The 12,108-nt window shown below is 66.4% G+C and carries 10 protein-coding genes, 3 tRNA genes and 1 pseudogene; 11 read left to right on the top strand and 3 right to left on the bottom strand.

The genetic code is table 11. The features are described 5' to 3' along the window. From Q1V87_RS15525 to Q1V87_RS15505, 5 genes are all read left to right on the top strand, one after another. The coding region (locus tag Q1V87_RS15525) for an alpha-amylase family glycosyl hydrolase (protein ID WP_300594902.1) at positions 1–1,085 on the top strand (1,085 nt) is incomplete at its 5' end. A 119-nt stretch (positions 1,086–1,204) separates the two neighbouring features. Continuing rightward, entirely contained in the window at positions 1,205–3,127 is a 1,923-nt protein-coding gene (locus Q1V87_RS15520) for a glycoside hydrolase family 13 protein (RefSeq protein ID WP_300594899.1), read from the top strand. Continuing rightward, positions 3,114–3,923 (top strand): hypothetical protein, encoded by an 810-nt coding sequence (locus Q1V87_RS15515; RefSeq protein WP_300594896.1) that lies wholly within the window; start codon positions 3,114–3,116, stop codon positions 3,921–3,923. The genes Q1V87_RS15520 and Q1V87_RS15515 overlap by 14 nt, the downstream gene beginning before the upstream one ends. Positions 3,924–3,960: 37 nt before the next feature. Continuing rightward, positions 3,961–4,461: an FBP domain-containing protein gene (locus tag Q1V87_RS15510; RefSeq protein WP_292707925.1), complete on the top strand. Its 501-nt coding sequence runs from the start codon at positions 3,961–3,963 to the stop codon at positions 4,459–4,461. Then, positions 4,458–5,369: a PfkB family carbohydrate kinase gene (locus Q1V87_RS15505; RefSeq protein WP_300594892.1), complete on the top strand. Its 912-nt coding sequence runs from the start codon at positions 4,458–4,460 to the stop codon at positions 5,367–5,369. The genes Q1V87_RS15510 and Q1V87_RS15505 overlap by 4 nt, the downstream gene beginning before the upstream one ends. Positions 5,370–5,443: 74 nt before the next feature. Here Q1V87_RS15505 and Q1V87_RS15500 read toward each other — a convergent pair. Beyond that, positions 5,444–5,525 (bottom strand) — tRNA-Tyr (locus tag Q1V87_RS15500). A 197-nt stretch (positions 5,526–5,722) separates the two neighbouring features. Here Q1V87_RS15500 and Q1V87_RS15495 point away from each other — a divergent pair. From Q1V87_RS15495 to Q1V87_RS15470, 6 genes are all read left to right on the top strand, one after another. Beyond that, positions 5,723–6,781 (top strand): hypothetical protein, encoded by a 1,059-nt coding sequence (locus Q1V87_RS15495; protein WP_300594889.1) that lies wholly within the window; start codon positions 5,723–5,725, stop codon positions 6,779–6,781. Positions 6,782–6,801: 20 nt separating this feature from the next. After that, positions 6,802–7,602, top strand: coding sequence for an inositol monophosphatase family protein (locus Q1V87_RS15490; RefSeq protein ID WP_300594886.1), 801 nt, complete (start codon positions 6,802–6,804; stop codon positions 7,600–7,602). 268 nt (positions 7,603–7,870) lie between these two features. Beyond that, positions 7,871–9,286: a M23 family metallopeptidase gene (locus Q1V87_RS15485; RefSeq protein WP_300594883.1), complete on the top strand. Its 1,416-nt coding sequence runs from the start codon at positions 7,871–7,873 to the stop codon at positions 9,284–9,286. Between the two features lie 73 nt (positions 9,287–9,359). Further along, positions 9,360–9,431: transfer RNA gene (locus Q1V87_RS15480), tRNA-Thr, on the top strand. Positions 9,432–9,466: 35 nt separating this feature from the next. Beyond that, a tRNA-Met gene (locus tag Q1V87_RS15475) sits at positions 9,467–9,543 on the top strand. A gap of 166 nt (positions 9,544–9,709) precedes the next feature. After that, positions 9,710–10,156 carry a hypothetical protein gene (locus tag Q1V87_RS15470; RefSeq protein WP_300594880.1) on the top strand — a complete coding sequence of 149 codons (447 nt, stop codon included), beginning with the start codon at positions 9,710–9,712 and terminating at the stop codon, positions 10,154–10,156. Positions 10,157–10,408: 252 nt separating this feature from the next. Here the strand turns inward: Q1V87_RS15470 and Q1V87_RS16330 are convergent. Both Q1V87_RS16330 and Q1V87_RS15460 read right to left on the bottom strand, forming a co-directional pair. Further along, positions 10,409–11,137 (bottom strand): annotated as a pseudogene (locus Q1V87_RS16330) (recombinase family protein); the annotation flags it as partial. Between the two features lie 522 nt (positions 11,138–11,659). Then, positions 11,660–12,025, bottom strand: coding sequence for a replication-relaxation family protein (locus Q1V87_RS15460; protein WP_300594874.1), 366 nt, complete (start codon positions 12,023–12,025; stop codon positions 11,660–11,662). Positions 12,026–12,108: the final 83 nt, after the last annotated feature.

The raw sequence follows: 12,108 nt of genomic DNA, 5'->3' as shown, positions 1-12,108 counted from the left end.
AACCCGGCGCTGGATACGCCGGCACAGCGTACGCGCACTATGACTACCCAGGCCTGTACACGCAGTCCGACTTCCACCACTGCGGACTGACGGCGAACGACGACATCCAGCTCTACAAGAACCGCGAGCAGGTGCAGAACTGCGAACTGGTGAACCTCGCCGATCTCGACACCGCGAGCGCAACGGTACGGGCGACGATCGTCACCTACCTCGAGGATCTGCTCTCGCTCGGGGTATCCGGGTTCCGCATTGACGCTGCCAAACACATTCCAGCCACGGATGTCGAGGCCATCGTCTCGCAGCTGCCGCAGGGCACCCGCATCATGAGCGAGGTCATCCGAGGGGCCGGCGAACCGATCACCCCCGACGAGTACGTGACCTTCGGCGAGGTCTTCGAGTTCACCTACGCCCGCGAGCTCACGCCACCCCTCGAGAACGGGGTCTTCACCGATCCCGTACTCTCCGATGACCGCCCGCAACAGGTTTCCTCGGAGGCGGCGATCGTGTTCGTCGACAATCACGACACCGAGCGGGGCGAGGCGAACGTCACAGCGCGTGATCCGCAGCTCTACGTCATCGCGAACGCGCTCATGCTCGCCGACGACTATGGCACCCCCGTCCTCTATTCGGGATACGCCTTCACCGACCGGGATGCCGGGGCGCCCACGGATGCCGACGGTCGCGTCCTCGAGGCCAGCTGTGCTGACGCCATCGGTCCCACCGCAGACCTCGCCGACGGCGAGCGCACGTGCGTGCAGAGCTGGCCGGCAATCCGCGGCATGCTCGCGTTCCGTGCGATAGCGGGGGAGGTGCCCCGGATGCCGGGAGTCGACTCCGGCGATGCCTACGGCTTCGAGCGCGAAGGCCGGGGCGTCATTGCGGTGAACGTCGGCGACGACATGCAGCGCATCGAGGTCCCCACGACGATGCCAGACGGTGCCTACTGTGATGTCATCACCGGGGGAGCGGATGCCGCCGTCGACGGCGGGTGCGCGGGGCGTGAGTACTCCATCTCGAGTGGCATCGCCTCGTTCGACCTCGACCCGGGCGCTGCTGCCGCCATCCATCTCGGCTCGAGGCGTTGACCACGAAACCGGACTCCACAACTGAAGAACAACCTGAGGGCTCTGTCATGGCCGCGGCCGTGCAACCACGATTCCCCGACCGACGGCGCACCGCGCCGACATCTCGAAACGGACCGATCATGACCACGCCCGACTTTCTTCCCCACCACGATGGGTCCCCGCTCCACGTGTCGACCCAAACGCCAGCGCTCGGTGATCTCGTTCGGGTTCGCCTGCGAGTTCCCGTCGACTATCCCGCGCTGCGGGCGGTTCGTACGCTCTCCAATCCCGACCACGAGCCTGCGTGGACCGAGGCGACCGAACTCGGCACCGCCGAGGGCTGGACCTGGTGGGAGGCGCCCATCGTCGTGCGTAATCGCCGGCACGGCTACCGCTGGCTGCTCGTCCACGAGTCCGGCCGCATCGAGTGGCTCAACCAGGCCGGCCTGTCAGAGCTTGAGACCCGTGACGCCGACGACTTCGCCCTTCTCGCTCACCCCGCCCCGCCGGAGTGGATGTACGACGCCGTCATGTATCAGGTCTTCCCCGACCGCTTCGCCCGCTCGGCGGCGGCGGATCGGCATCCGACCCCCGACTGGGCCATCCCGGCGACATGGGACGAGCCGGTCGATCCTGTCATGCCCGGGCGCTCGCAGCAGTTCTACGGCGGCGACCTCGACGGCATCCGTGAGCACCTCGACCACCTGGTCGGCCTCGGCGTGAACCTGCTCTACCTCACCCCCTTCTTCCCTGCGGCCTCGAATCACCGGTATGACGCGTCGAGCTTCACGAGCGTTGACCCGCTGCTCGGCGGAGACGAGGCGCTGATCCGTCTCGTTGCGGCTGCGCATGAGCGCGGCATCCGTGTCATCGGCGACCTCACCACGAACCACTCCGGCGACCGTCACGAGTGGTTCCAGGCGGCGCTCGGGAACCCCGATGCGCTCGAGGGCGAGTTCTACTACTTCACGGATGCCGCGCACACCCGTTACGAGTCGTGGCTGGGCACCCCCACTCTGCCGAAGTTCAACTGGGCTTCGCCCGAGCTGCGTCGTCGATTCATCGAAGGGCCGGATTCGGTCGTTGCGCAGTGGCTCAAGCCTCCGTTCTCGCTCGATGGCTGGCGGATCGACGTCGCCAACATGACGGGGCGGCTCGGAGATGTCGACCTGAACGCCGAAGTGCGGCAGCTCACCCGCCAGACGATGATCGAAACCAACCCCGACACGATCCTCATCGCCGAGATCACCAATGACGCCTCGGGTGATCTCACCGGGGACGGGTGGCATGGCGCGATGACCTACCCCTCGTTCGCGCGTCCGCTGTGGGCATGGCTCTGCGAACCGACAGGCGAGCCGTACCTGACCGGCGAAGGGCAGGAGCGTACCGAGCCGTGGTTCTTCGGTCAGCCGGTCGGCGGCATCCCGCGCTATGACGCGAGACAGTTCGTCGGCGCGGTCACACGGTTCACGGCGGGCATTCCGTGGCGCGTGCGACTGGGCAACATGCAGACCCTCGACAGCCACGACACCGCCCGCTTCGCGACCAACGCACCGGCGGAGGTCATCCCGCTGGCTGTCGGCCTGTCGATGACACTGCCGGGGATGCCGGTGCTGTTCGCCGGCGACGAGTTCGGCCTCGTTGGCGCCGACGGTGAAGCGAGCCGCACCCCGATGCCGTGGGGAACGGAATCAAAGCCCGAGGTTGCCGCGCGGCTCGACCTGTACCAGCAGTTGATTGCGCTTCGGCGCCGGCATCCTGCGCTGGCGACCGGCGGGCTGCGCTGGGTCCACGTCGACGAGAGCGCGGTCGTGTTCGTGCGCGAGAGTGCTGAGGAATCGATCCTTGTGCTGGCGGCCACGACGGATGCCGACATCACGCTTCCTGCAGCAGCGCTCCTCGGCACCGATCGAGCCGAGGTGCTCTTCGGTGATGCGGCGCTGGCGGCCGCAGCGGACGGCAGTGTCGGCATCCGGGCTGCAGGCGCCACCTTTGCGGCCTGGGCCCTCCCGGGCATCGATGTGCCGGAGGCTCGGGAAGGATTCGGCGATGGCGACGCCTGAGCGTTTCGACGAACTCAGCCGCGGGCTGGTGGACGGCGTTGCGCGGCATCCCGACCTCGTCGGCCTCGCGCTGCTCGGATCGGCATCCGACCAAGCCCGTGAACGCCGTGACGAGTGGTCGGACCACGACTTCTTCGCCATCGTCGCGCCCGGTCGTGGGCAGGCCCTCCGTCCCGAGCTCGGCTGGCTCCCTGACCCCGGATCGCTCGCGCTGACGGCCCGCGAGGGTGAGATCGGTTTCGTCGCCGTCTACGACGACGGCCACGTAATGGAGTTCGCGGTGGCCGAAGCGTCCGAGCTCTCCGGCGCCGTCGCGGGGGATGCGACGGTAGCCCTGGACGACGAATCCGACACGGTGACCGACCTCATCGACGCTGCGCGCGAGCGGGCGGCACTCGCTGACCGCTTCGATCCCGCCGAGGACGCTCGACTCGTGCTCGTGAAGATCCTCATCGGTGTCGGCCGTGCCCGCCGCGGAGAGGTGCTTGTGGCTGGGCAGTTCGTCAGGACCTGGGCGGTGCAGCTGCTTGTGCGGACGATCCGTGGGCGCTTTCCCGACCGGTGCGGACCGACGCGGGATCGGATCGATCCGCTGCGCCGATTCGAAACCGACTTCCCGGAGCTCGCAGAGCAGATCGCGCACGCCGTTGCGCAGGAGGTCGAGCCAGCGGCGCGGGCGCTGTTCGGCATCCTCTGTGGTCTCGAGCGCGGCTGGGCCGACTTCCCGCGACGTGCGGCCGACGCGGTAGCTGCCCGACTCGAATGGGCCGGAGGCGGATCAGCCCCTGCTCCGTAAGCTGTCACCTTCGTAGGATGTCGGGGGAGGAGGTGGCATGCGTCCGCTTACCGAAGAGGAACTTCGCGCGTCATTCGTCAACGCTGCACCCGACGAGCTTCGCGTTATCGAGGTTCCGCTGAGTGCCCGCACGACCGACTGGTATCACTTCGACTTTCTCGCCTGGCGCGACCCCGAGTTCCGGGGCCGCGGATACCTCGTTGCCGAGGTTGATGGACAGCCGCGGGGAGTCGTGCTCCGGGCATCCGAGAGCTCGGCACGGTCGCGCGCGGCGATGTGCAACCTGTGCCACACGATGCAGCCCGGCAACCAGGTCTCGCTGTTCACTGCGCGCCGCGCCGGGGATGCCGGTGCTCACGGTGACAGCGTCGGCACCTATATCTGCACCGATCTCTCCTGCCACGACAACGTGCGCCTGGCCGCACCGCTCGCGCCCAGTGAGATGCGCGGTAGCGTCGATCTGAAGATTGATGGCACACGGCGCCGCACCGAGGCGTTCGTCGCGCGTGTACTCGAGAACGGAGAGGCCCCGGCATGAGTTCGGTCGTGGTGATCGGCGACGCGCTGATCGACGAGTTGCGTGATGACACTGGCGTGAAGGAGTTCGTCGGCGGAGCAGCCTTGAATGTGGCTGTGGGGCTATCGCGACTGGGTGTTCCGACCACGCTGATCGCCATGGTCGGAGACGACGAGGCCGGTGCCAAGATCCGGGCCTACCTCGACGACTACGGCGTGCAACTACTCGCCTCTCCCTCACCGCTCGGAAGCTCGCGAGCCGTGAGCGTGCGCGTCAATGGCGAACCGACCTACGCCTTCAACGATGCTGCCAAGGCCCGTCATCTCACGTTCGATGAGGCCCAGCGAGCGGCTATCGCGGATGCCGATCGCATCGTTGTCAGCTGCTATCCGTTCGACGACGCCGAACAGACGGCGTCGCTCGCCGACGCGGTAGGTGCGGCATCCGATCGCCTCGTGATCGACCCGAACCCTCGCACCGGCATGATGAAGGACCTTGACGAGTTCCGCCGCGGGTTCGAAACGCTCGCCGACGGGGCCGGTGTCGTGAAGATCGGTGACGATGACGCGACGCTTCTCTACGAGACGGACCTGGATGCCGCGGTAGCCCGGATGCGTGAGCTCGGCGTGCCGACGGTTCTTGCCACTCGGGGTGCCGCCGGGGCGACCCTGGTCACCGACGAGGCAACGGTGAGCAAGCCGGTCTCGACGCTTCCGGGCGCGGTCGTCGACACGATGGGCGCCGGGGATGCATCCCTGGCAGCCCTGGTCGCCGGGATCGTGCAGCAAGACCCCACGAGCGCGGATGAGTGGACCGACGTGCTCGCAGACGCGATGGACATCGCCGCAGCGACCTGCCGCTTCCCTGGCGCGCTGCTGCGCACCCCGAAAGCGCTCGCCGCCGACGACATGGACCGCGTCGGCACCTGAGACCGGCGGCCCGAACCCGCAGAGCTCAGAATTGTTCAAGGGCCCCCGCTTCGCGAGAGCCCTTGAACAATTTGTGGCAGGTGAGGGATTCGAACCCCCGAAGGCTATGCCGGCTGATTTACAGTCAGATCCCTTTGGCCGCTTGGGTAACCTGCCAAGTGCGCACCCGCCCAGCTTGTACAGTCGACCGGAGGCGCGACTAGCAATATTACAGCGAGTGACGGGCTCCCAGAAATCGTGTCCCTCGCCAACTGTCGGCGGCAGTCAGGGTCTCCACAACTGACGCGAATCGGGGGTCTCGATCTGAGGTTCGCGTGCGAGGATGACAGCGACATCGATCCTCGGGAGGATTCATGACCACGCCGCAGCCTGACGCCCAAGCGCCACATGTCCCCTCGCCGCCTCCAGCGGCCGGAACCCCCGAGCAGTCCTTCGCGGCACGGTCCCCCTACGCCCGTGCTGCGATCTGGGTTGCCGTCGGCGCACTCGTCGCGGCAGCACTCATCTGCGTGGTCTGGGTCCTGGTTGGTCCGCAGGCCGGTTCCATCGTTCGCGCGTTCCTCACCGTTCTGCTCTTCGCCGGCTTCGCGGGCATCGCCATCATGGAAGCGCGACTCGCGCCGCGCCGCCCAGCATGGTTCGCCATCGCAAGCATTGCTACCTGGGTCGTCGCACTGCTCGCGGGAATCATCCTGATCTGGATGCCCGAGCCGTGGTCGTTCTACGGGTGGGGCTTCGTCGGACCCGAACGGTTCCTCCGCTTCCTCCTCGTCGTGCTCGTGCTGCAGCTTGCCCTCCTGCATGCCCGGTTCTTTCTCCGCGCTGCCCTCCGGCACGTGACGGCCGTGAATCGCATTCTTGCTCCCGTCACGGTCGGGCTGGTCGCGGTGCTTGCGCTGCTTCTTCTCATGCCGCTGATCTTCAGCGACTGGATCTACTTCACGGAGTTCTACTGGCGGGTGGTCGTGGCGGTCGTGATCCTCGCCGCGGTCGGAACAGCCCTTGTGCCCCTGCTCAATCTTCTTTTCGCGCCTCGGCCCGAAGGGGCTGCTTCGGTCGCGCCCGTCGCTCCCGCACCCGCGGCAGCGCAGACGGAGCGCGAGTTGCTCCCTTGGCCGATGTATATCGACGGTGTGACACCGCTGCCGATGTTGCCCGACGGCTCACCCGACTGGAACGCCTATTACACGGGGCATCCCACGCCCGGCGCGCAGATCTTCGCTCCGGTGTCAGCCCCGCCCGCGCCAAGCGCTCCTGCACCGACTCCCGAAGCCGAACCATCCGCGCCGACGGCCGATGATGGTGCATCCGAGTCTTCAGTGCCCGTCGATTCGGACGCCAGTGCCGGCGCTGTCGCGGAGTCGGCCCCGGAGGCTCCCGCCGAGCCCACGGAGCCGCCGCGGCAGTCCTGATCGCGCGCTAGCGTGAAAGGGTGACCGACACCGATCCGCGCGAACTCGAGAGCATCGCTGTAGACCTCGCCCGCGAGGCTGGCGCTCTGGCGCGACAGCGACGCAGCGAGGGTGTCTCGATCGCCGCGACCAAGTCAGCCCTGGCGGACATCGTCACCGAAGCCGATCGCGAGGTCGAGACGCTCATTCGCTCGAGGCTGCGAGAAATCCGGCCGGCCGATGGCTTTCTCGGCGAAGAGTCGGATGCCGACCCTGGCACCAGCGGCATCACGTGGGTCGTCGACCCGATCGATGGCACCGTCAACTATGCGTACGGCATCCCGTTTTACGCCGTGAGCATCGCGGCGGTGCACGGGGGCGCCGACCCGGAGACCTGGACGGCACTCGCTGCCGCGGTCTATGTGCCATCCCTGGATGAGATGTTCCATGCGGCGCGGGGTGCGGGCGCGTGGCTGGACGCGCGGCCGCTGCATGTGGAGGCTGACGCTTCGGCTGCCGGCGCTTTGCTGGCGACCGGCTTCGGGTACGACCCCGCGACCCACGCGGGTGATCTGGGCCGTGTCTCCCGGGTGATGCCGATCGCTCGAGACATCCGCCGAATGGGCGCGGCATCCATCGATCTGTGTTCGGTAGCGGCGGGTCGGGTCGATGGGTACTTTGAGCGGGGGCTCAAGCCCTGGGACCACGCCGCCGCGGGCCTCATCGTGACCGAAGCGGGCGGACGTTTCGAGCTCTTCCCGGCCGACGAGACCGGCCGCGTTCTCGTGGTCGCCGCGATCCCCGGGGTCTTCGATCGACTGGCCGCGCTCGCGCGACCCTGACAACGGATCTGCGGATACCACTGTGGAATCCGCAGAAGGGGGCACCGCCCATGGCTTTCTCAGGTGGGAGCAGGTAGCGTTTACCGTATCGTTACCTTCCCTGCGCATACGGGAAACCCGCGCGGAGCATGGTGAGTACCATCCGAAACACCCGTGTCGTACCCGAACGACCGAGAGCGAGACCGTGACCCCCGATACTCCTGCGCCTGACGCAGCGCCAACGCGCCGCTCCAGTCGCACATCTCCCGCGCCCTCGTCGGCGCCGGAGATGTCGGGCTCTTCTCGCGCGGATCTGCGCCGAGGACGCCGCGTCGACGTGCCCGCAAGTGAGGCTGGGTACTCGAGCGCTGACGAGCTCGCCCCGAGGCCGGCAGGCCTGCGGTCACGGCTGCACAACGTTCCGCTGACGGATGCCGAAGCAGGCGCCCTCTCGGGTGCCGGACTCGATTCTCCCCGCCCGGCTGATCAGGCGGCTGCTGAAGAGGTCACTGCCCCGACCGCGCCGCTGTCTCGGCGCGCCCGCCGTGCCGGTGTCGCTCCCAGCTCTTCGGTCTCTGAGACGGTCGTGTTCGACCAGGTGATCGAGGTCGTTTCGGTTGGCGACGCCCCCGAAGACGCTGCGCCCGCGCTCGCCGACACCGACGCCGCTTCGCCCGCTGCGGAAGACGAGCCGGCTGCGGCTGCGCCCGACCAGCCAGCGGTGGGGCACGCTTCGGTTGCCGATGAATCCCGCACACCGGCAAGCGACGGCACCGGTGACCTCTTCGAAGAAGTCGTGCGCACGTTCGGTGCCACGGGAGAGAACCCCACGCTCACGCCGCGTGCCTCGACGACGACGGAGTCTTCGGCTGCGGATGAAGAGTCGCCCGAACCCGCGCACGTTGCGCACCGCCGTCTCCGCGTCGGATCCGTGCGCAAGCTTGCAACCACATCGTTCTCGGTCGGCGTCATGGGCATCGTCGGCCTGCTCGCCGTCGGCATGACGACCCCTGTCGAAGCAGTTGCAGCTGCCAGCGGCGGCCAAGGCCCCACCGCTTCCATCGTCGCGCTCGGCGATGTTGAGTCGACAGCGGCGCCCAAAGAGGACATTCAGGCGTATGTCGCCCCGGCGGAGGCATCCACGGCTGCGCTCAGTCGGCAGGAGGGCTATTCGGCAGTGTCGATGGCCGAGCTCGCCGTCGAAGCCGGCGTGCGTGAGGTTGCGTCGACGTACGTCAACAACGCCGCGGCTGCCGTTCAGTACCCCTTCACGGTCGGCGTTCCGATCAGCTCTCCGTATGGCATGCGGTGGGGCCGGATGCACGAGGGCGTCGACTTCGCGCCCGGCGGGCAGGGAGCTGAGATCCACGCTGTCGCCGACGGTATCGTCCGCATCGCTACCGAGGCCGGTGGCGCTTACGGCGTCCACGTCGTGATCGACAGCATCGTGGATGGCGAGCTCGTTTCGACGAACTATGCGCACATGCAGTACGGTTCACTCCGCGTCCAGGCCGGGCAGGTCATCAAGCTCGGTGACGTGGTCGGAACCGTGGGCACGACGGGCCGCTCGACGGGTCCGCACCTGCACTTCGAAGTGCTGCTGAATGGCAAGACCCCGACCGAGCCAATGGCTTGGCTTGCGGCGCACAACGTGGCATCGACAGTGGTCACCGTGCCCGATGCTCCCGTAACCGTCGACCAGTAATGAGTCCCGCTGTCGATTCCTGCGGATCACAGCGCTCTGATATTCTCTTCTAGTTGCCCGCGCGTCGGGCTTCGCCCCGATAGCTCAGTGGCAGAGCACTTCCATGGTAAGGAAGGGGTCGTCAGTTCAATCCTGACTCGGGGCTCGCAGCATCCATCTCGTGACCGACGGATGCCGTGCGGCAGGGTAGCTCAGTTGGTGAGAGCGCACGACTCATAATCGTGAGGTCGCGGGTTCAAGCCCCGCTCCTGCTACCAAACTAGTCTTACTCGAACAAATGACCTTGAGATATTGGTTTGAGTGTTCGACAGAGGAAGCGTCGGAGATTTCTCCGGCGCTTTTCTTGTTGGCCGAGCGTGGGTGGAGCGCGGCATCGCGGGTGTCGGCGACGATCGGCTGGAACTCGCGCTCGACGGTCAGGAGGTGGCCGTCGTCGTCGATCCAGATGCTGGTGAAGAACGCGGCGAGCAGCTTTCGCTTGATCGGTCCGCTGGCGGCGGCGAACAGTGCGTCGGGGCGGCTCATGAGGTCGAGGTAGCTAAGCACGGTGCTGGTGCGCTCCTCGAGCGCGTGAGACGTCGTGTCCAGACTGGAGCGCACCTGATGCTTCTTGACCTGGATGTCGCGGAGGCGGCGCTTGAGTGCGTCTGTAGCAAGCGATCCGTCCGCGGCGAGATCGATGAGGCGTTCCTCCTTGCCGTCCAGCTTCTTGAGTTCTTTAGCGAGCCGGGCCTTCTCTTCCTTCTGCCCCGCGAGGACTTCCTGCAATGCCGCCGCGACTTCGGTCTTGGCTTCGTCGATGGTCTCGGGGGAGAGGCCGAGGAGTCTGAACTCGCGAGTCAGGGCCCGCTCGATCTCTTCGGTGGGTAAATAAGGCAGATCGCAGACGCCGTCCTGCCGCCCGCGGCAGAGATAGTACGAGTAGAGCTCTCCGGCATGGTTCTTCGCCTCGGTGTAGATGAGGCGGTGCTCGCGTCCGACTTCGTGACAGCGGCCGCAGTGGAGCATGCCGCGTGCGAAGTGATTGTGGACGCGGTCGCGCTGTCCCCGCTTCACACGGGCATCAATCACCATCTGCACGCGTTCGAAGAGCTCCGGGGTGACCAGCGGTTCGTGGCGTCCGGGATAGACGTTGCCTTTGAAGGTCACCATGCCGAGGTAGTACGGGTCGCGCAGGATCTGACCCAGCTGGCTGCGCGACAAGGGGCGCTCCGGCCACTTCGAAGACTTGCGTGTGGTGAGCCCTTGCTCGGCGAGCATCTCGGCGAGCTTGATCATGCTGTACTCACCCGTCGCGTATTGCTCGAAGGCCCAGGTGATGAGCGGGGCGCGCTGCGGGTCGATGGCGATGGTGTTGACGAGCCGTCCGTCGAAGTCTTTGCGGTCGTTGATGTAGCCGAGCTTGGCGCGTCCGGTGGTGCCGCCGCTCTTGGCCTTGTGGAGGAGCTTCTGCTTGATGTCTTCGCCGGACTGGCGCACCTGCATCTCGTTGAAGACGTCGACCATGGCTTCCATGGCGTCACCCATGTAGCCCTCTCCGAAGTCCTCTTTGGCGGAAACGAGCTTGACGCCCATGGCCGAGAGAACGCGCTTGGTGAGGGCGGCATCGGTGAGGTTGCGGAACGCCCGCGAGCGCATGTAGATCACGACGTGGGTGATCTCTGGGTGTTCCTCGATGTAGCGCAGCATTGAACGAAAGACAGGGCGCTTGCCGATGGACTGCGCAGAGTTTCCGGGCTCGACGAACTCCGCGGCGATGGGTGCGCCGGCCTGCCTGGCGCGAACGATGCACGCCTCACGCTGGGTGGCAATCGAGTTGCCGTCAGCGTCGATATCGATCGCCGTGAGCATCTGGCGAGGCGTCGAGACGCGGAGGTAGACGACTGCCTGGTTTTCTGCGGCGGTCGTCGGCAGTGCGGTGCTTTCCACCGCCAGGATCTTCTCCCAGTCCGTAAAGGTTGTGCGGCGGGCTCCCTGAGTCGGGGTTCTGGTCGTGTCAGTCATGGGGCTCTTCCCTGCTCTACTTGTCGGCCTGATCAGCGACGGATGCTGCGGCCCCGGCGCGTGCTTCGGCTTCTCGGCGGGCTTTAGCGCGGGCCTTGCCCTCGCGCACGAGGCGACCATGCTCTTCGCTCTGTGCGCGCCAGAACTCGTGTAGGGCATGTGCAATGGGATTCTCCGTCGCAAACTTGGCCCGAGCGCGCCTCACCCGCTCGTCGGTGTGTGGTTGGTGTTGGTTCATAAGGGTGTTTCCCTCCTTTCTGCCGGGTCCCGCTTTGAGTCGGCGGGTGGCCTTCGGATTAACGCTTAACTCGTGGGTTAAGTCCAGATGTTTGGTGATGTGGAATTGTCAACTGATCTGGGATTTATATGTCATGCATCGGTGCTCTCGTGGGGTAGCAGAGTGGTCAGGAAGCGATCAGGTGTGGTCGTGACAAACAGGCGGTCGGTGAGCGTGGTGTCGGCAGCGATCGCCTTCCGGAGGCTCTCCGCGCGCTTCTCGGTCGGCACGATCCACAGCACTCGGGGGAAGACGCCGTGCTCGGCTTGGGCGCGTCCGGTACGCCGGTACTCCTCATAGGCGTGGCACTTGGCGACGAGAGTTGGCATCGACTCGGTTCCACGATCGACCTCGAGATACCAGTGGTCGTCGTAATCGCTTGTGCTGAGGGTGATGAAGAGGTCCGGCCGCAGAACACGGGTGTTAGCCGTCGCGTTGTTTGACGATTTCGACGTCATGGTCGGTGCCGATGGCGTGGCGTGACGAAGCCCCCGGCGTGGGTCGGCCGGGGGCTTCGGGTCGTCAGCGGGACGTGGTGGTC

The sequence above is a fragment of the Microbacterium sp. genome (genome assembly GCF_030149085.1).
Lineage (GTDB): Bacteria > Actinomycetota > Actinomycetes > Actinomycetales > Microbacteriaceae > Microbacterium.
This window is presented reverse-complemented; position numbering and strand designations above follow the sequence as displayed.